This is a genomic window from Desulfospira joergensenii DSM 10085, assembly GCF_000420085.1.
GTDB lineage: Bacteria > Desulfobacterota > Desulfobacteria > Desulfobacterales > Desulfobacteraceae > Desulfospira > Desulfospira joergensenii.
In genome coordinates, this window is the sequence record NZ_ATUG01000002.1 from 799,173 (window position 1) to 818,158 (window position 18,986).

The window sequence follows — 18,986 nt, forward strand, 5'->3', positions numbered from 1 at the left end:
GGTCGTGGCCGGAGACCAGCGCATCAGCATCGGTCCGGACCAGGACCGGGTGGTCGCGGAGAACGGGCCCCTGCATATGGTGATCCGGGCCTGGACCCGGGGGGAGTTTCAGATGGAATTGGTCCTGGAAGGGGCCGGGTTTGCCTTTAAATGCCTGGAACAGGTGGCAAAAAACCTTTCAGGGCTCAAACAGCTTCCCTCTGAATCCGGGTTCTGCCCGGAAGATCCGGTTCCCAGGGCCATGAAGGACAGCGTGGTCCGGCTGGGAGATCCTTGCCTGACCCCCATGGCAGCCGTGGCCGGGGCCATTGCAGATGCTGTGGCCGATTTTCTCTTTGACCGGGGATGCACAAGGGTCATCGTGGACAACGGCGGGGACCTGGCCATCCGCCTGGACAAAGGGGAGAAGACCCGGGTGGGGCTTCGCCCGGATCTCACTTCTCCGGAACTGTCCCACGTCATGGAGCTTGACGATCGTTTTTGCTCCTACGGGGTCAATACCAGCGGCCTGGGGGGCAGGAGTTTTACCACGGGGATCGCCACAGCGGCCACGGTGGTGGCCCGGACTTCCGCACTGGCCGATGCCGCGGCCACCTCTGTTGCCAATGCCTGTTTCGTGTCTGACCCGCAGATTATCCAGGCTCCGGCCGGCCGCCTGTCACCGGATACAGACATTCCCCGGGTCCCGGTGACCGTCCAGGTAGGCTCGTTACGCCCCGCCGTTGTGCAGGAAGCCCTGTCCCGGTCACTGGCCCTTGCCCTTGACTATGTGGACCAAAACCTTATCTTTTGGGCATTCATTGCAGCAGGCGGCCAATGGGTGAAAACCCCTCCTTTTAAAGGCGGCCGCATTCTGTCCATGGATGATTCCGGAACCTTTGCCCGGGAAAAACAACAGACACAGGAAGAAATATGAAATCCTTTGAATATCTATCTCCGGATACCCGGGAAGAGGCCTTGTCTCTGCTCAGGACTCTGGGGGAAAAATCAAAAATCATTGCTGGAGGGACAGATCTTCTTGTGGACATGGAAGAGGGAAGGGAAGCCCCGGACTACGTGATCAATATTCTTGGCCTGGAAGGGCTGAAAAGCATCCGGGAGGAGGCCGGAGTCACCCATATCGGTCCTCTGACCACCTTTGACGACCTGGAAAAGGATTCCCACATTCAAAACAGGGTACGGGTTCTGTTCCAGGCTGCCTGGTCCATGGGATCTCCCCAGATCCGGAACCGGGCCACCCTTGGTGGAAATGTGGGGAAAACCTCGGTTGCCGGCGACGGCCTGTCCGCCCTGATGGCCCTGAACGCATCTGTAGAACTCACAAGCCTGGACGGCGTAAGGGAGATCACCCTGGATGAACTCACCCAGGGGCCCGGGGACAATAGCATGGCCCCCCAGGAGATGATCACGGATATCTTTTTTACCACCCCCACAGAAACCACGGCCACTTCCTTTTACAAGCTTGCCAGGCGCAGAGCCCTTGGGATCTCCGACATCGGTGCGGCCATGTGCGTGACCGTGGATGGAAGCCATGTCTGCCGGAAGGCGGCCATCCGGGGAGGTGCCCTGGCCAGGTATCCCCTGCGGTTTGCAGAGGCGGAAGATTTTCTTCTGGGCAGGGAGCTGAATTGGGAAAACCTGGAGGCCACCTTTCCCATGCTCATGGATAAGGTGTGCGATTCTCTCAGGGAGAGACCGTGGGAAATTCCCTATAAAAAAGGATCTGTGGCCGGGGTCTTTAAAAATGTCTACCAGGATGTTCTGGAACAATTTGAGGAAGCAGGCAGATGAAAGAGATTACCATCACATTTACCCTGAATGATAAACAGGTATCGGCCACCACATCACCCAATAGGCTGCTGGTGGATTTTCTCCGAAAGGATTTGGGGATCACCAGCGTTAAAAAAGGATGCAGCGAAGGAGAGTGCGGAGCCTGTACCGTGATATGCAACGGCAAACCCATTACATCATGCACGGCCCTTGCCGGACAGATCCACGGAGCAAAGATCATCACCCTGGAAGGGCTTCGCCGGGACGGAGAGCTGGATATCCTCCAGGAAACCTTTATGGATACCGGAGCCGTCCAATGCGGATTCTGTACCCCTGGCATGATTCTTTCGGCCAAGGCCCTGCTCATGGAAAATCCCAATCCCGGACAGGAAGAGATCCGGCGGGCCATGTCCGGCAATCTGTGCCGGTGCACCGGGTATACCAAGATTTTGGAGGCGGTTTCCCTTGCCGCGGACAGCCCGGAAGGAGGGACGGATGGATCAGAATAAGTACAATGTGATCGGCAGGAATGTGAGGAAAAAGGATGTTCTGGACAAGGTCCTGGGCAAGGCAAAATTCGCTGCTGATTATGAAATGGACGGCATGCTCTACGGAGGTGTCTTCAGAAGCAATGTTCCCCACGGCCTGATAAAGAACCTGGATGTGTCCGGGGCCCGGGACATGCCCGGTGTGGCCTGTGTCCTTACCCACGAGGACATTCCGGGGAAAAACCGGTTCGGAATTATCATCAAGGATGAGCCCTCCCTGGTGGAGGACAAGGTAAGGAGGATCGGGGATGCCATCGCCCTTGTGGCAGCGGAATCAGAGGAGATCCTGGAAAAAGCCCTGGAAAAAATCAAGGTGGAGATTGATCCCCTTGAGCCCATCTTTACCATGGAAAGGGCCCTGGCCGAAGATGCGCCCAGGATTCACGGAAAAACCAATATCCATATCAAAAAGAAGCTGCGGTACGGGGATGTGGAGCAGGCCTTTAAAACTTGCGATGTCATCGTGGAGAACACCTATAAGACCCCGAGTCTGTCCCATATGTTCATCGAACCCGAGGCAGGCATGAGTTACTGGGAAAAGGGGGTTATGACCGTTGTCGTCACCACCCAGAATCCCCATTATGACCGAAATGAGGTTGCCGCCCTTCTGGGCATGCCCCAGAGCAAGGTCCGGGTGATCCAGGCCGTCACCGGGGGAGGATTCGGTGGGAAACTGGACATCTCGGTCCAGTGCCATCTGGCCCTGCTCACCTTTCACACCAATCGGCCGGTGAAAATGGAGCGGTCCCGCCAGGAGTCCACCCTGGTCTCTTCCAAACGCCATCCCATGACCATGAGCGCCAAAACCGGGGCCACCGGGGACGGCAAACTGGTGGCGGTGAAGGTTGATATCACGGCGGATACAGGAGCCTATGCCTCCTATGGGCCGGCCGTGGCCACCCGGGCCATGGTCCATTGCACCGGCCCCTATGTGGTCCCCCATGTGTCTGCGGATGCCCTGTTTTACTATTCAAACAATCCCATGTGCGGAGCGTTCAGGGGATTTGGGGTTCCCCAGATCTCTTTCTGCCATGAGGGGCAGATGAACGCCCTGGCAAGGAAATTGGATATGGATCCGGTTCGGATCCGCCTGATGAACGCCCACAGGGTGGGCAGCGCCATTGCCACGGGGCAGGTGCTGGAGGAGAGTGTCGGTTTTGTGGAAACCATAGACCAGGCCCTTGAGAAATCAAAATCGCTCATGAGGGAAAATTAGGTTGAAAATTTCTTTAATTTTCATGAAATATTCGGGGTAGAGGAGCCAAGGCAATGAAGAAAAAAGGGACAGGGATCGGATGCATGTGGTATGGGATCGGCAATACAGGTCTGCCCAATCCTGCTGCGGCTTTTATCGAAGTGCTGGGGGACTGCTCCGTCAATCTCCATATCGGAGCGGCAGACATCGGACAGGGCTCTACCACGGCCATGGCCCAGATTGCAGCAGAGGAGCTGGGGCTTGCCTATGAAAACATCAATGTGGTCTTTGCCGATACCATGATGACCCCGGAAGGAGGAGCCACCTCGGCCAGCCGCCAGACATTTGTTTCCGGAAATGCGGTTCTGAATGCCGCCAGACAGGCAAAGACCACCCTTCTGGAGGTCTGTGCCTCCTATTTCAACTGCCTCCCCGGAGAGGTGGAAATCAAGGGGGGGAAAGCCTTTAAAACCGGAGATCCTGATCTGGTTCTCTCCTATCCCGAACTTATGGCCGAAGCCAAGAAGATGGGTAAAATTGCGGTTGGGGCAGGGTCTTACAACCCCAAAACCACATACCTGGATCCCGAAACCATGGAAGGCATTCCCTATGAACTCTATTCCTACGCCACCACCATTGCCGAGGTGGAAGTGGATACGGAAACCGGTGAGGTTGAGGTGTTGAGTGTGGTGTCTGCCCATGATGTGGGTCAGCCCATCTATATGGCCGGTGTTGAGGGGCAGATCGAGGGGGGAGTTGCCATGGGGGCAGGGTTTGCCGTCATGGAAGAGACCCTGATCGAAGAGGGCAGGATCCTGAACCCTATTTTTTCAAAATATCTGATTCCCACAACCATGGATATCCCCGAGATTCATGCCATCCCCGTATCCAGCCAGGGGACCGCAGGTCCCTTCGGGGCCAAGGGAGTGGGGGAACCTGCCCTGATTCCGACCATCCCGGCCGTCACGGCTGCCATTGAAAATGCCCTGGGAGTGACGTTTACCACCCTTCCCATTACCCCCCAGAGAGTTCTGGAGGCCCTGGAAAAGGAATCTGCAGAATAAGCAACTCCTTTGGGCCCGGCTCAGCCCGGGAAAAGATCCTCTCTTTTTCCGGTTTTAAGATTCACCAGGCCCTCACTGCAGATGCGGAGAAAGGGAATGGCCGCCCCGGTAAGGGTGGACAGGCTCAAGAGCGGGTCCGGAAAAGAACATCCTAAATTTCTGATTTCCCGGATCAATTCCTCTATCTCCCGGGCCATCTCTGTCATGGAAAGTTCGGACAGCAGGCCGAATATGGGCAGGGGGATGGCCTTTACAATCCGGTTGTTCTCGGCCAGGACAATGCCGCCTTTATCAGTGATGATCCGGTTCACGGCCAGGGCCATGTCCGGCTCATTTTCCCCGATAACCATGATATCCGAACCGTCCCAGGCCGCACTGGTGGCCAGGGCCCCTTTTTTCAGGCCAAATCCCTTTACAAAACCGGTAAAGCTCTTTCCCGGAACCTGGGCCCGGTCCACTGCCGCAGCCTTGAGAATGTCCCGGTCCGGATCCGGGCATATCTTTCCCCTGGTAATTTTCAGGTCTGCCCAGGCCGGTTTTGTCACAAGATCCGAGGTGAATTCGATCACCCGGGTCTCTATGCCGTTGCCCCGGCCCGGGGCAGATACCTGAAAGTCCTCCGGAGAAAGCGGGCTTAAGATCTTTATGGAGCTCATGGCCTGTTTGCTGAATTTAACCGTTTTTTCAGCCGGACCCGGGGGCTGTTTTTCAGAGATGATCCTGCCGCCGGCAATGACCGTATCCGGCCGGATGGTTCCAAGATCCGGAATCAGCACCATGTCGGCAAACCGGCCCGGTGCAATGGAGCCGATGTCCCGGTCCAGGCCAAAATGGCGGGCCGGGTTCAGGGTGGCCATGCGGACGGCGTCCTTGGGTTGAAATCCATGGTGAATTGCTTTCTGGACAATGGCCTCCATATGGCCCCGGGCCAGAAGATCCCCGGGGGTGATTCCATCGGAAACCAGGCTGATATTGGAGAGATCCACCCCCTGTTCCGCAATGGCGGCCATGGCCGAAAGATCCGAACGGATGCTGCCCTCCCTGATCTGGACGTGGATCCCCTTTCTCAGTCTTTCCAGGACCTGGTCTTCGTTTATGGGCTCATGGCATGAGGTGATGCCCAGGGCGGCATAGGCGGACAATTTCCGGTCCCTGGCTCCGGCTGAATGGCCTTCCAGGCTTTTGCCGGCTTCAAGGATCCTTTCAAAGACAGGAAGAAAATCATCCGGGTTCTGGAAAACCGTCTGCCAATAAGCCTCTCCCAGTCCGACCACCCGATCCAGGGCCAGGAGTTCCTCCAGGTCATCCAGGTCCAGGCCCAGGTTGGCCCGGGAAATGGAGGCCATGGCAGGCAGGGTGGCATAGGCCCGCAGGTCCATTTTTTCAAGGATCTTGATATACTCCTTTACCCCCTCTTTTCCGGCCACCGGATAGATCTCCATGGTTTCCGTAATCAGGGTGGTGGTCCCCGAAGCCAGCAAACGGCATGCATACTCTTCGGGCCGGACCAGCCAGGCCAGGTGGGTATGACCGTCGATGAATCCCGGGATCAGGGTCTGTCCCCGGGCATCCAGGATCCGGGTGTGATCGGCAACGGGGTAATTCTCAGATTCCTTTTCCCGGCCCACATGGGCAATCCGGTCCCTGCTGACAAACACGGACCTGTTTTCCAGGGTTTCACCGGTCCAGGCGTTGAACAGATTCGCTCCGAAAATCAGCAGATCAGGCGCTTTCCTGCCCAGGGCCACGTCCATCAGTTCTTTTTTCGTTTCAAGATCTCTGTATCTCTTATCCTTCATTCACTTTTCCTCTGGGCCGGAGTCCGATGTCTAATCTGCGCAGGCTTGATTACCAAGGGTCAAAAGGTCTTTATGGTATGGATGGGTGTCCTTGTCAAGGAATAGACAGGGGGTATCCGTTCCGATCTGTTTTTATCAGGCAAAAAGAAAAACCTTTCTAAATTCAAACCGCGGGTTTTCTTTTTTTGGGGGGGAAGGCTCGAAAGTACCGGAATGCCCGGGCCGCCAGCTGGTTTATTATTATAAATTGGGGGAGATGTCCAGATTTTAACGAAGGATGCCCGGGGAATCCAACCTTACCCTTATTTAAGGTCAAGGTCCGGGTCGCGGTAAAATAAGAGTCGGCCCGGGCAGATAGGGACAGCCCGGGCCGCAGCAAAGGGAAACACCGTTGGATGGCCTTCCGGTGAGTGATGGTCTCAGTTCAAGACCTGCTTATTCTATTTCAAAGGCCCGCTCCCCGTGGAGGGCATTGTCCAGACCCATGAGCTCATCGTCCTTTTCCACCCGCAGACCCCCGGTGATCAGCTTGGTGATATAAATCACGATCAGGGTGGCAATACCGCTGAAGGCGATGGTGGCTACGATGGAGACGAATTGGATCCAGACCTGGCCCGGGTTCCCGTAAAAGAGCCCGGCTGCGCCTTCGGTGATGGAGGGGGAGGCAAACAGACCTGTGGCCATGGCCCCCCAGATGCCGCAGAGTCCGTGGATCCCGAAGGCGTCCAGGGAATCGTCATAGCCCAGTCTGTTCTTGAGTACGGCCACTCCAAAGTATCCGATGCCCCCGGCCACAACGCCGATGACCATGGCTCCGCCCAGGGGGACGAATCCGGCTGCCGGGGTGATCCCCACCAGGCCGGCAATGACGCCGGAGGCCAGGCCCAGGAGGGTGGGTTTTTTGCTGATCTTCCATTCAATGAAGAGCCAGGCCAGGCCGGCGGCGGCAGCCGCTGTGTTGGTGACCAGGAAGGCTGAGGCCGCCACCCCGTCTGCGGCCAGTTCGCTGCCGGCATTGAATCCGAACCAGCCGAACCAGAGGAGCCCGGCTCCCAGGGCCGTGAAGGCCACGCTGGACGGGATCATGGCTTCTTTGCCGTATCCTTTCCGTTTGCCCAGGACCAGGGCCAGGACCAGGCCGGAAACCCCGGCGTTGATGTGGACCACATTTCCCCCGGCAAAATCAAGGGCCCCCATTTTGTGCATCCATCCCCCGCCCCAGACCCAGTTGCATACCGGGGCATAGACAAAGGTGATCCAGAGAATGGAAAAGATGATCCAGGCGGAGAACTTCATCCGGTCCACGGCCGATCCCAGGATCAGGGCAACGGAGATGCAGGCAAAGGTCATCTGGAACAGGACAAAGATCAGGGTGGGAATGGTGCCGGAAACAGAAGCCGTGGTGATCCCGGAGAGCATGAAATGTTTCAGGTTGCCGATGAGCAGGCTTTGGCTTTCCCCGAATGCCAGGGAATACCCCCAGGCCACCCAGACCACGCTGGCCAGACAATAAGCCACCAGGGTCATGGCCATGGTGTTCAGGATGTTTTTATACCGGGACATGCCCCCGTAAAAAAGGGCCAGGCCGGCCGGTGTCATCATCATGACCAGGGCCGTGGATATGGTTACCCAGGCCGTATCTCCGGTGTCCAGGGTTCCGTCGGCTGCAAAAAGAGTGGATGCGTTGAAAATTAAAAATCCCAGGGTGAGCAGGCTCTGTTTCAGTCTCATGCTTTTTTCCTTGATTTTGTCATTTATGTTTTTTTTCTCCATTTTCCCACTCTCCATGGAGCAAGGGGTGTGCCACAGAACCTTGGAATTTTAAATACATTTTTAAGATCTTGAATTTAAAGAGTTTTTTTTAAGGGCGTAGCCGGGGATACAGAAAGTAGGGTAAAAAAGGGAAATTTAATTACAAATATGTAAAATAAGAGTTTGTTTTAGGATCCATTTTTGTAATAAAAAATATTTTTCTTAAATTAAATATCAATTAAAAAGAAAATCATCTTTTTAGCCGGGCGTTGGAGGGAAAATAGGAGTCGGATAATTTACATTTTTGTATTTTATCCATGGGCCGGGTGGAGGTCACGGTCAGGGTGACGGCTCCCCAGTCCGATTCAACCTTTCCCCTGAGAAGATAGGGCCGGCCGTAATCGAGCATATGGCAGAACCGGGCATAGGGCCCGGGAAAGAAAACCGTTTCCACCAGGCCGGTTTCATCTTCAAAGGTGAGAAATTTCATGGGGTCTCCCTGCTTTGTCTGGACGGTCTTCCCGGAGATCAGCCATCCGGCGAATTTTACGGTTTTACCGATATGGCCGGGCAGATGATCTGCCTTGACCGTGTTTTCCCGTTCAACCGACTCTCTGTAGAGAAGAATGGGGTGGGAATCGCATAGGAATCCCAGCGCTGAGAATTCTTGTTGAAGAATGTCCAGGGATTTGTCCGGGGGCAGGTCGGGCAGGTCGGGCGCCGGGCCCGGCACGGGAAACAGGGCCGGGCCCGGGTCTTTGCTCCGGCTGTGCCAGCATGCAAAGGCCCATGAAAGTACCCCCCGGCTTTGCCCCTGCCTGAACCGGTCCAGGCTGCCGCTGTGGATCAGGGCCCTGGCATCGTCCCTCCGGGGCCGGACCCGGTCCAGGAAGTCTTCCAGGCCGGTAAAATCCGCTTTTTTTCTCTCGGTTAGGATCTGCTCCATGGCCGATCCGGAAAGATTTTTTATGGCCATGAGGCCCACCCGGAGGGTCTGCCCCCGTCCCTTCCAGGGGATATCACTTTCCAGGATGTCCGGCGCAAGGATAGTCAGCCCCAGCCGCCTGGCCTCGGATACATAGGCAAAGGCAGAGTAAAATCCGCCCTGGTTGCTGATCACGGCGGCCATGAACGGGGCCGGATAATGGGTTTTCAGATATGCCGCCTGGAAAGAAATCCGGGCATAGGAGGCAGAATGGGGCTTGCAAAAGGAGTAGCCTGAAAAGCTGACGATCATTTCCCAGACCTTCTGGATATCCCGGGGGGATGCGCCTTTTTGGGCCGCTCCCATGGAAAACTGCTGAAAATAATCTGCCAGTTCCCGGGTCTTGTCCTTTTTGGACATGATTTTGCGCAGGCCGTCCGCCTTTGCATGGCTGAATCCGGCCATTTTTACGGCCACCCGGGACACATCTTCCTGATAGACCATGATGCCGAAGGTCTCGTCCAGAAGATCCCCGATCAGGGGATGGATAGGCTCCCAGACTCCGGTGTGGAGGCGTTCAAGGTAGATTTTGATATAGTCGTTGGCAGCCGGCCGGATGATGGAGGAATGGATGACCACATGGTCGAAATCTCCTATCTTGGATTTTTTCTGGAGCAGGCGGGTGGCCGGGCTTTCAATGTAGAAACAGCCCATGGTGTGGCCCTGGGCCACGGTCTGCTGGGTCTCAAAGTCATCTTCCGGATCCATGAGGTCAAAGTCGTCAAATTTTCCCGTTTCCGTCCGGATGGAGGTCACGGTGTCCCGGATCACCCCCAGGCTCCTATTGCCCAGAAGATCAATCTTGACCAGGCCGGCGGCCTCGGCCCCGTCCTTGTCCCACTGGATCAGGGGGACGCCCTTGGGAGCGGTCTGGATTGGCACATAATGATCCATGGGTTCCGGGGTGATTACGATGCCGCCGGGATGGACGGACAAATGCCTGGGGGTTCCGGTAAGGGCCTGGGCAAAGGCCATGATCTTTGGCCAGGGCTCCGGAAACTCCATGAACCTGAACTTCGGGTCTTTGCGGACAGCCTCCAGCAGGCCCTGGTCTGCCTGGTCCTGGTGCCAGAACCAGGGCAGCCGTTTGGACACCCGGGAGATCTCCGGGTCGGGCAGGCCGAAGACCCGGGCCGTTTCCCGGACCGCCATCCTGGGCTGGAACAGGATATGGCTTGCGACCATGGCGCTGTGCCCTGAAAATTTTTTAAGGACCCGGTCCAGGATCAGATCCCGTTCATCCCATGCAAAATCAATGTCAATGTCCGGAGGATCTTTGCGGTCCGGATTTAAAAACCGCTCAAAGTAGAGGTTGTGTTTGATGGGGCAGACATTGGTGATCCTGAGACAATAGGCCACAATGGATGCCGCACCTGATCCCCGCCCGCAGATCCGGGAGGCTCTTGACACGATATCCTGGACCACCAGGAAGTATTGGCAGAAATTTTTCTCTTGGATAATGGCCAGTTCATGGTCGATTCTCTCGGCCGCTTTCAGGGGCAGGGGGCGGCCATACCGTCCGGCAGCCCCCTCAAGGGTCTTTTCCCTCAATACCAGGGAGGCCGGCCGGGTCTCCCCCTGGAGGGGGGGCATGACAATGCCGAAGTCCGGCCCCTGAAATTCGATTCTTTCCGCCAGGTCCCGGCTGGCGGCAAGGGTCTGGGCAAGGGTCTGGAATCGCCGGAAGTACAGGTCCGGGGAACCCAGGAAGGCATTGGCCGGAACCTGATCTGCCCGGGACAGCCGGCCTAGGCAACTCTTTTTATCAATGGTCCGGACCAGGGTGTGAAGGGGGTGATCGCCGGGATGGAGAAAAAAACTGCCCGGGCTGGCCGTTACCGGGAGGTTCCGTTTCTGTGCGGTCCGGCAGAGTTCCCTGTGGCCCGGAGAGGGGGTCCGGGGAATGTGGGCGGCCAAATCCACACCCTGATCGTGCCAGGAGGCCAGGAGAGCCGGGGATTTGGTCAGGACCAGGAGGCCCCGGCCAAATTCGGGCAGCCGGTCTTTGAGCCTGAAATCCGGCTCCCTGTGGCGCCGGGTCAAAAGCCGGGTCAGATTGCTGAATCCTTTCCGGGTTTTGGCCAGGCAGACGGCCCTGTGGGGAGTGTTGGGATCCGTGATTTCAGCCCCGATAATCGGGGAGATGCCGTGATGGCGGCATTCCGTGATAAAGGACCACATCCCGTAAAGATTGTCCGTGTCGGTGAGGGCCAGGCGGTCATACCCCAGGCGGGCGGCGTGGTTACACAGGTTTTTGATGGACGGGGTGGCCCACATCAGGGAGTAGTGGGACCGGACACACAGGGGGATCATAGGGGGCTTCTTGTTTTTCATGGGCTTTTTAGGCTGAAGACTGAAGGCCGAAGGATTTTTTCCTGAATACCTTCAGCCTATTCACCTGACCGGAACGGTCCAGGGTCAGGCCGGTCCGGACGATGCCGGGACCGAACCGGGCCCGGATTTTGTCCAGGGCCCTGGAAATGTTCTCCTGGGAGTCCTGCTTGGACTTCTTCCTGAACAGGGAGTCCTGTACGGGGCGGGCCGGGCCTTTTGTGCAGATCAGTTCCATGTGGCGTATCCTCACCCGCCGGGCCCATGCCCGGATCAGGATCTGGTCGCAGATTTTGAACATGGCCGGTTCAAGGGTGGTGGAGAGTTTCCCGGCGGCCCGGCCCTGGATTCCGTCGGAATAGGACAGGATGATTTCGGCGGATCTGCCGGCCATGTTCCGTCTTCTGAGGTCTGTACAGATCTCTTCCACCATTTCGTAAAGGGCGGATCGAAGGTCAGCGGGGTCATTGGTGTCCTGGCCGAATTCCCGGCCGGTCCGGATGAAATTTTTCGTCCCCGGGGTCTGGGCTGGGGAAACCGGTTCCGGATCAATGCCCCGGATCAGGTCATGGATCCGGCGGGATCTCCCGGGAAAAGGGATCTCCAGCTGTGCCGGGCTTAAAAGACGGAGCTGGGAGACCCGGGACAGGTTGAATGTGGTAAGGGTTTCCAGCTCCTCCCGGTCAATACCGGGAACCAGGGAAAGGGAAAGGGGCTCCAGAAAATCCGCCTCTTCACCCGGCGCCACTATATACTCTCCCAGGGGCTTGACCAAACGGGTGGCCACCTTGGCCACGATTCTGGTGGTGGCCAGGGCCCAGATGGGGTCCAGGCCCAGGTCCCGCTGAAGGGCTTTTCTCAGACGGAAGGCTACGTCCACGGGCGGACCGAAAAGCCTGGATGTGCCGGTCATGTCCAGGAAGATATGGCCGTCTGCCCGGCCCGGTTCCACCCGGGGGGTATAGGCCAGGGCCTTTTGGGTGATCTGGCCCATGGCCTGTTCATACCGGTTGAATTTGGGCGGCAGGATTTTGATGCCGGGGGTCATGCGCCTGGCCCGGGCCAGATCCATTCCCTTTCGGATGCCTTCCCTGAAGGCCGGATCGTTCATATCAAAGACCCGGGCCCTGGGGGTTCCCAGGGGGGCGATGATAAAGGGGTGATTTTTCAGCCCCGGCGAGATGCCGGTTTCAATGGCTGCGGCAAAGTCGGCCACGTTCAGGTGGATGATGGATCGTTCCATGATTTTTCCAGCAGAGAGATCAGTTTCCGGGCGTTGGCCGGGGCCTGGCCCCGGACATGGTTGTTGAAAAAGAGGGCGCCCCGGGAGGCTTTGGAACTCAGTTTCCGGGCGATGAATCCGGTCCATTCCTCAAGCTCCGGATCTGAATAATTGTAGTCAAACTGGTGCTGCATGCTTCCGGATCCCCATCCTTTGCAATTCCTGCCGTGGAACCGGACATAAAAAAGATCGGGATTGGTGATCCGGTCCAGCCTGGGAAACAAAGGGGGCAGTCTGGGGCAGTCCACGGTGACCAGGGTGACCCGGCGCCGTTCAAGTTCGGAAAAGACCTTTTCATTGACCCAGGAGTCGTGGCGGAACTCCACGGCCAGGGGAAGGCCGGCGGTTTCCGTCAGTTCATCCAGAAGGGCGGCAAGGTATTGCCGGGACTCCGGGGTCCGCCTGAAGTACGGGGGGAGCTGGATCAGTACGCATAAAAGCCTGCCCGAAGCTTTTAACGGAGCGATTCCCCGGCAATATTGTCTGGCCTCCTCTTTCCACTGGTTTTGCCGGACTTCATGGGTCAGGGTCCGGGTCAGTTTGGCGGCAAACCTGAACCCGGCATCCACCCGGGAGCACATGCGCTCCATGGCCGGGGCCTTGGGCATCTGGTACCAGGTGTAGTTGAGTTCGGTGGCCCTGAAGACTCCGGCATACCGGGGAAGCATGTCGGCAGAGTGGGTGCCGGCAGGGTAGAACCCGGAATCCACCCATTCCCCGTAGGAATACCCGCTGGTCCCCACCAGAATCTCGGGTCCGTGGGGGGTTTTGCTGTTCCCGCAGATGACCTTTTCCGCCGCTCTCGCCGGGGTCATATCTCCATCCCCTGGGGCGGCCGGATAATTCCGATGACTTTGCCCTGGACCAGGACCTCATCAAAATCGTACACCCGGGGCCGGAACTCCGGGTTTTCCGGCCTCAGTTCGATCCCGTCCCTGTGGAGAAAGAAGCGTTTCACCGTGGCCTCTTCGCTGTGGATCAGGGCCACGATGATTTCCCGGTCCCGTGCATACTGCCGGGGCCGGCAGATGGCGATATCCTGGTCAAGGATTCCGGCATCTTTCATGGAGAAGCCGTGAACCCTCAGGGCAAACAGGTCCGGGTCCGGATAAAGGGCGGCATCCACCAGGATGGATCCCTCCCATTCCTGCTGGGCGTACATGGGCAGGCCGGCGGTGATGTTTCCGATGATCGGGACCTGCCGGTGCTGGAGGGCGGGGTCTCCGGAAGGGTCAAGGATGTGGATGGTCCTGGAATAGCGGCCTTGACGGCGGATATATTGTTTGTCTTCAAGGGTTTTTAGAATCTGGGCCACGGCGGCATGGCTGGTGGAAAGATCGGCTGCCGCCGCCCTGAGACTGGGGGCGGTTCCGGTTTGTTGAACGGCCTGTTTCAGGTATTCAAACACGGTCCGCTGTTTGGGGGTCAGGGGGTGTCTTTTCATGGGAGCTCCTCTTCATTTTGGCCCAGTGTCGCAAAATATTAAAATAATGTCAATGTAAATGTAAATGAATAGTTAAGTTTATGTTTAAGGCTGGAATGGGGGGTGTCCATGGACGGGCCGGGCTTTAAGGGCTTGGGTCTGGATTGTCGGGAAGAAAGAACAAAAACGTAAATTGTGCCCTCATCCTTATGGATAGAGAAACCAAAATGCCTTATTCGGCTTGGTCGGAATATGTGATTATTTCAAAAACGTCATAGATATCCGGATTAAAATCGACATATTTGAAACTTTTAGCCCTTGGATATTAAAAATAGATGATCAATAAAAAAGACAATTTAAAAATTTCCTGGAAATCAGGGGGGTTATAATAAGAGGCAAGAATTGCTTCCAGGCTGGTATCAGAATTGCTAAAAATCAAAACCGTTATGCAGGTAAACGCGGGTCAGGAGATTTTTACGGATTTGGAAAGAAAATGGTTAGACCATTTTGATTTTCAATCCCGGTTCTGGCTTAGGTTTCGGCTTTTTTTGCAGTAAAACGGCCTTTTTTTGGGGGTTGACATTAAAAAATATATGGGCTACAGAAAGCTACAATCAGGCTATGGAAGCCCTTTTGGGGCGCTTGAGAGGTCTGGCGGAATCGTAAAAATATCAGGACGGCAAATTAACGGATTGAAAATTTTTTTATGGCACAATTAGAACTGAAAAATATCAGTGTAAGGTTTGGCGGGCTCCTGGCCTTGTCCGATTTGAGTTTTACCATCGGAAACGGCCGGGTCGTGGGGCTTATCGGGCCCAACGGCGCGGGCAAGACAACGGTTTTCAATGTTCTTACCGGTGTGTACAAGGCATCCGAAGGAGATGTGGTCTTTGACGGGAAATCCATCCTGGGCAACCGTCCCTATACCATCTTTGAGATGGGAATTGCCCGGACCTTTCAGAATATCCGCCTTTTTTCCGCCATGACAGCCGTGGAAAACGCCATGGTGGCCCGGCACTGCAGGGCCTCAAAGGGGATCGTGGGATCCATTCTCCGGACCCCGTCCCAGAAACGGGAAGAGGCCCGTATCCGAGACAAGGCCATGGAGGCCCTGACCTTCATGGGTGTGGATTCCTATGCAGATGATGTGGCATCCAACCTTCCCTACGGCCTCCAGCGAAGGCTGGAGATTGCCAGGGCCATTGCTTCGGAGCCCAAGGTTCTGCTCCTGGACGAGCCCGCAGCCGGTATGAACCCGTCCGAATCCTCTGAGCTGATGCATGACATTGCGCGTATAAAAGAGTTAGGAATTGACGTGCTCCTGGTGGAGCACGATATGAAAGTGGTCATGGGTGTGTGTGATCATATCGTTTGTGTTGATCATGGTGTGAAAATTGCCGAAGGAGATTCCCAGGAAATTCAGAATAATCCAAAGGTGATTGAGGCGTATCTTGGTCAGCCTGCCAACCAGTAATGTTTAGGAGGAAAAGATGAAAAAAAGAATTGTTTCTATTATGGTCATGGGACTGATCCTGGTTCCGTTCCTGTTCGGTTCAGTCTATGCAAAAACCTTGAAAATCGGCTCCATGAGCCCCCTCACCGGTCCCTATGCCTCTGACGGTACAGACATTAAAAACGGTGTTCTCACCGCCATTGACGTATTTATGGAACAGGGCGGGATCCCGGGGTATGATAAGATTCAGCTTTTCCCCCAGGATACGGCCTGCGATCCCAGACAGGCGGTTGCTTCGGCCAACAAGCTTATCAACCTTGAGGTTGCCGGCGTTATCGGCGCCTATTGCTCTTCCTCCACCATTCCGTCTTCCGACGTTCTGGATGAAGAAGACATCATCATGATCACCCCGGCCTCCACCAATGAAAAGGTTACCGACCGCGGACTTCCCTACATGTTCAGGATGTGCGGCCGTGACGACGACCAGGCCCCGGCAGCTGCCAAGTTCATGAAAGAAGCCCTGGGCGCGAAAACCATCTTTATCGTGGATGACAAAACCACCTATTCCCAGGGTCTGGCCGACGGTGTTTCCAAGGCTGCCAAATCCATGGGCATGGAAGTGGTTTCCCACGAGCATGTAAACCAGGGAGACAAGGACTTCTCCGCCATCCTCACCATGGCCAAACAGAAAGATGCCGATATCTTCTACATGTCCCTCCAGGGATTTTCCCCGGCTGCCATGATGACTCTCCAGGCCAAACGTCTGGGTATGAAATCCCAGATCGTTACCCAGGACGCCGTGTTTCAGCCCAAGTTCATGGAAGTGGCCAAGGAAGCCTCCCAGGGGGTTTACCTGACCTACGGGTATACAGATCCTTCCACTCCGGAATACAAGGCCTTTGAAGAAAGGTATGTACCCAAGTACGGCAAGATTGCCGCCTATGCCACCTATGCCTACGATGCGGCCACTGCCCTTCTTAAGGCCATCAAGGCTGCCGGTACCACCGATTCTGCCAAAGTCAAGGCAGAGCTGATGAAGCTCGATTTCCAGGGTGTTGCCAAGCATGTCAAGTTCCGGGCCAACGGAGACTCCGGTTCCTCCTATATCGCCTTTAAAGTGGTTGATGACAAGTTTATCCCTTACTGGGAACCCGTCAACGGCCTGATCAAGTAAACGAAGTAATATAATGCGGCTGATGCAATACGCATCAGCCGCATTTCTTCCCACACCAAGACCTTAAGAAAATACATATATGGAATATTTTATTCAGCAGTTGATTAACGGATTGACCTTAGGCGGAATGTATGCCCTCATCGCCCTGGGATATACCATGGTATACGGTGTGATCCAGCTCATCAACTTTGCCCACGGCGAGTTCTTTGCCGCCGGAGGGTACGTGGGGGCCATTGCCCTGGGCTATCTTGCAGGTATCGGGTATATGGACTCCCACCCGGTGCTCTGTCTGACCGGAGCCTTTTTGATCTCCATGGCCTATTGCGCCTACCTGGCCATCGGAGTCGAAAAAATCGCATACAAACCCCTGCGGAAGGAATCCAGGCTGGCCGCCCTATTGTCGGCCCTGGGCATGTCCATTTTCCTGTCCAACGGCATGATGCTGACCCGGGGGGTTTATGATGCGGTCTATCCCAGTGAGCTCTTCCAGGGCCGGTTCGACTTTGGCATGATCTCCATCTCCTATCTCCAGATTACCATTGTCTCCCTTACCGCTCTCCTGTTGGTGGGTCTCAACCTTCTGGTGTTCAAAACCAAGATCGGCATGGCCATGCGGGCCACGGCCCAGGACAAGACCATGTCCGCCCTGGTGGCCATCGGTTCCAACAAGATCATCTCCCTGACCTTTGCCATTGGTGCGGGCCTGGCTGCCGCCGCCGGCATCATGTACGGACTGTACTACGGGTCGGTCAAGTATGACATGGGGTTTGTACCCGGGATCAAGGCCTTTGCCGCTGCCGTTCTCGGCGGGATCGGGAACATTACCGGCGCCATGCTGGGGGGACTGATCATCGGGATGGTGGAAATCTTCGGTGCCGGCTACCTCTCGGGCGAGTACAAGGACGTGTTTGCGTTTATCATTCTGATAGGCGTGCTTTATTTTAAACCCACCGGAATTATGGGCGAGAATATCGATGATACAAGAGTTTAAAAAAGTCTGGAAACCTTATGCCATCGGCATGCTCTGGCTTCTGGGGCTGATATGGCCCATGCTGGGGATCCATCCCGACGGCACCCTGACCTTTCAGAATACATTGACGGTCTGGAGCTATCTGCTGGCAGGCTCCTTTGTCTGCCTGGTGATTTACGTGATGAAGAACAGCGGGTCTCTGACCTTTATTTCAGATCCCCTGTCCAGGGCGGCCACCGGCATGAAATCGGCCGGCTCCACCCTGCCCTCCTGGGTCTGGATTCTCCTGATCCTGGTTCTGGCATGCATCTATCCCCAGTTTGCCGGCCGGTACGGAACGGACGTAGCCATTAATGTGCTGCTCTATATCTGTCTGGGTCTGGGCCTGAATGTGGTGGTGGGCCTGGCCGGGATGCTCGATCTGGGGTATATCGCCTTTTACGGAGTGGGTGCCTACACATACGCCCTGCTCAATACGGTATACGGCCTCTCTTTCTGGGTCTGCCTGCCCTTTGCCGGGGTCTTTGCCTGCATCGTAGGCAGTCTCGTGGGATATCCGACCCTGCGCATGAGAGGGGATTACCTGGCCATCGTAACCCTGGGATTCGGGGAGATCATCCGGATCATCCTGAACAACTGGATGGAACTGACCAACGGACCCAATGGAATCCTGGGGATCGACCGGGTCGGTTTTTTCAGGATTTTATTTGAAGACGGGATCTCCTTTGAAACCATGTGGGTGAAGAAACTTCAGCTTTTCTACTACTTTGCCTTAGGATTGGCCGTCTTCACCGCCGTCGGCGTTCAGCGCCTCAACATGTCCCGGGTGGGACGGGCCTGGGAATCCATCCGGGAGGATGAGACCGCCGCTGAACTCATGGGGGTGAATACCTTTATATACAAGCTTTTGGCCTATGCCACAGGGGCAGCCTTTGCCGGGCTTGCCGGAGCCTTTTTTGCCGCCCGGATGAAATTTGTCAGTCCTGAAAGTTTCACCTTCCTTGAATCGGCCATGGTATTGTGCATGGTGGTCCTGGGGGGAATGGGTTCCATTCCGGGAATTGTCCTGGGGGTTGTGGCCCTTATCGCCCTGCCCGAGGTCTTCCGTGAACTTGAGGCATATAGAATGCTGGTATTCGGCGCCACCATGATCATCATGATGCTGTTCAGGCCGGCCGGTTTGATCCCGGCCAAGCGCATGGGCACCCGGTCCGAAGAAAAGGAGGGATAAAAGAGGTAT

Annotated in this window: 15 protein-coding genes; 9 read left to right on the forward strand and 6 right to left on the reverse strand. The window is 55.9% G+C overall.

Annotated features, from left to right (window positions below; all coding sequences use genetic code 11):
• The first annotated feature begins 4 nt into the window (after positions 1 to 4).
• Genes F608_RS32245 through F608_RS37155 form a run of 5 tightly spaced genes read left to right on the forward strand, consistent with a single transcriptional unit; the run spans position 5 to position 4,577 of the window.
• Positions 5 to 916, forward strand: a complete 912-nt coding sequence (locus F608_RS32245; RefSeq protein ID WP_022666667.1) for an FAD:protein FMN transferase — start codon at positions 5 to 7, stop codon at positions 914 to 916.
• Positions 913 to 1,791: an FAD binding domain-containing protein gene (locus tag F608_RS0116025; protein WP_022666668.1), complete on the forward strand. Its 879-nt coding sequence runs from the start codon at positions 913 to 915 to the stop codon at positions 1,789 to 1,791. Before F608_RS32245 ends, F608_RS0116025 begins: the two co-directional genes overlap by 4 nt.
• A complete protein-coding gene (locus tag F608_RS0116030) occupies positions 1,788 to 2,279 on the forward strand; it encodes a (2Fe-2S)-binding protein (protein WP_022666669.1) in 492 nt (163 codons plus the stop codon). Before F608_RS0116025 ends, F608_RS0116030 begins: the two co-directional genes overlap by 4 nt.
• The gene (locus F608_RS37150) at positions 2,266 to 3,534 is read left to right on the forward strand and encodes a xanthine dehydrogenase family protein molybdopterin-binding subunit (RefSeq protein WP_027362817.1); all 1,269 of its coding nucleotides are present in this window, start codon (positions 2,266 to 2,268) and stop codon (positions 3,532 to 3,534) included. The genes F608_RS0116030 and F608_RS37150 overlap by 14 nt, the downstream gene beginning before the upstream one ends.
• Before the next feature lie 53 nt (positions 3,535 to 3,587).
• On the forward strand, positions 3,588 to 4,577 hold the full coding sequence (locus F608_RS37155) for a xanthine dehydrogenase family protein molybdopterin-binding subunit (RefSeq protein ID WP_027362818.1): 990 nt from the start codon (positions 3,588 to 3,590) through the stop codon (positions 4,575 to 4,577).
• Between the two features lie 20 nt (positions 4,578 to 4,597).
• Here the strand turns inward: F608_RS37155 and F608_RS0116045 are convergent, their stop codons facing one another.
• The 6 genes from F608_RS0116045 to lexA form a co-directional block, all read right to left on the reverse strand.
• Entirely contained in the window at positions 4,598 to 6,376 is a 1,779-nt protein-coding gene (locus F608_RS0116045) for an adenine deaminase C-terminal domain-containing protein (protein WP_022666670.1), read from the reverse strand.
• Positions 6,377 to 6,811: 435 nt separating this feature from the next.
• Positions 6,812 to 8,107: an ammonium transporter gene (locus F608_RS0116055; RefSeq protein WP_027362819.1), complete on the reverse strand. Its 1,296-nt coding sequence runs from the start codon at positions 8,105 to 8,107 to the stop codon at positions 6,812 to 6,814.
• Positions 8,108 to 8,378: 271 nt separating this feature from the next.
• Positions 8,379 to 11,426, reverse strand: coding sequence for a DNA polymerase III subunit alpha (locus F608_RS32250; RefSeq protein ID WP_022666673.1), 3,048 nt, complete (start codon positions 11,424 to 11,426; stop codon positions 8,379 to 8,381).
• A 28-nt stretch (positions 11,427 to 11,454) separates the two neighbouring features.
• On the reverse strand, positions 11,455 to 12,687 hold the full coding sequence (locus F608_RS0116065; RefSeq protein WP_022666674.1) for a DNA polymerase Y family protein: 1,233 nt from the start codon (positions 12,685 to 12,687) through the stop codon (positions 11,455 to 11,457).
• On the reverse strand, positions 12,663 to 13,541 hold the full coding sequence (locus F608_RS0116070; RefSeq protein WP_022666675.1) for a DUF72 domain-containing protein: 879 nt from the start codon (positions 13,539 to 13,541) through the stop codon (positions 12,663 to 12,665). The genes F608_RS0116065 and F608_RS0116070 overlap by 25 nt, the downstream gene beginning before the upstream one ends.
• Complete coding sequence (lexA, locus tag F608_RS0116075; protein WP_022666676.1) at positions 13,538 to 14,170, reverse strand: transcriptional repressor LexA; 633 nt, start codon at positions 14,168 to 14,170, stop codon at positions 13,538 to 13,540. The genes F608_RS0116070 and lexA overlap by 4 nt, the downstream gene beginning before the upstream one ends.
• A 685-nt stretch (positions 14,171 to 14,855) precedes the next feature.
• On the opposite strand from lexA, the gene F608_RS0116080 reads away from it, so the two are divergent.
• The 4 genes from F608_RS0116080 to livM all read left to right on the forward strand — a co-directional run bounded on the left by F608_RS0116080 (position 14,856) and on the right by livM (position 18,977).
• Entirely contained in the window at positions 14,856 to 15,623 is a 768-nt protein-coding gene (locus F608_RS0116080) for an ABC transporter ATP-binding protein (RefSeq protein ID WP_022666677.1), read from the forward strand.
• A 16-nt stretch (positions 15,624 to 15,639) separates the two neighbouring features.
• Entirely contained in the window at positions 15,640 to 16,776 is a 1,137-nt protein-coding gene (locus F608_RS0116085; RefSeq protein ID WP_022666678.1) for a branched-chain amino acid ABC transporter substrate-binding protein, read from the forward strand.
• Positions 16,777 to 16,855: 79 nt separating this feature from the next.
• Positions 16,856 to 17,767: a branched-chain amino acid ABC transporter permease gene (locus F608_RS0116090; protein ID WP_022666679.1), complete on the forward strand. Its 912-nt coding sequence runs from the start codon at positions 16,856 to 16,858 to the stop codon at positions 17,765 to 17,767.
• Positions 17,751 to 18,977, forward strand: coding sequence for a high-affinity branched-chain amino acid ABC transporter permease LivM (gene livM / locus F608_RS0116095; protein WP_022666680.1), 1,227 nt, complete (start codon positions 17,751 to 17,753; stop codon positions 18,975 to 18,977). Before F608_RS0116090 ends, livM begins: the two co-directional genes overlap by 17 nt.
• The last annotated feature ends 9 nt before the right edge of the window (positions 18,978 to 18,986 follow it).

Bases quoted from the DNA above. Each gene is read 5' to 3' on its own strand.
- F608_RS37155 (WP_027362818.1), top strand. From the start codon at position 3,588: ATGAAGAAAAAAGGGACAGGGATCGGATGCATGTGGTATGGGATCGGC.
- F608_RS32250 (WP_022666673.1), bottom strand. From the start codon at position 11,426: ATGATCCCCCTGTGTGTCCGGTCCCACTACTCCCTGATGTGGGCCACC.
- F608_RS0116025 (WP_022666668.1), top strand. From the start codon at position 913: ATGAAATCCTTTGAATATCTATCTCCGGATACCCGGGAAGAGGCCTTG.
- F608_RS0116045 (WP_022666670.1), bottom strand. From the start codon at position 6,376: ATGAAGGATAAGAGATACAGAGATCTTGAAACGAAAAAAGAACTGATG.
- F608_RS0116080 (WP_022666677.1), top strand. From the start codon at position 14,856: ATGGCACAATTAGAACTGAAAAATATCAGTGTAAGGTTTGGCGGGCTC.
- F608_RS0116070 (WP_022666675.1), bottom strand. From the start codon at position 13,541: ATGACCCCGGCGAGAGCGGCGGAAAAGGTCATCTGCGGGAACAGCAAA.
- F608_RS37150 (WP_027362817.1), top strand. From the start codon at position 2,266: ATGGATCAGAATAAGTACAATGTGATCGGCAGGAATGTGAGGAAAAAG.
- F608_RS0116065 (WP_022666674.1), bottom strand. From the start codon at position 12,687: ATGGAACGATCCATCATCCACCTGAACGTGGCCGACTTTGCCGCAGCC.
- F608_RS0116085 (WP_022666678.1), top strand. From the start codon at position 15,640: ATGAAAAAAAGAATTGTTTCTATTATGGTCATGGGACTGATCCTGGTT.
- F608_RS0116090 (WP_022666679.1), top strand. From the start codon at position 16,856: ATGGAATATTTTATTCAGCAGTTGATTAACGGATTGACCTTAGGCGGA.
- lexA (WP_022666676.1), bottom strand. From the start codon at position 14,170: ATGAAAAGACACCCCCTGACCCCCAAACAGCGGACCGTGTTTGAATAC.
- F608_RS0116030 (WP_022666669.1), top strand. From the start codon at position 1,788: ATGAAAGAGATTACCATCACATTTACCCTGAATGATAAACAGGTATCG.
- F608_RS0116055 (WP_027362819.1), bottom strand. From the start codon at position 8,107: ATGAGACTGAAACAGAGCCTGCTCACCCTGGGATTTTTAATTTTCAAC.
- livM (WP_022666680.1), top strand. From the start codon at position 17,751: ATGATACAAGAGTTTAAAAAAGTCTGGAAACCTTATGCCATCGGCATG.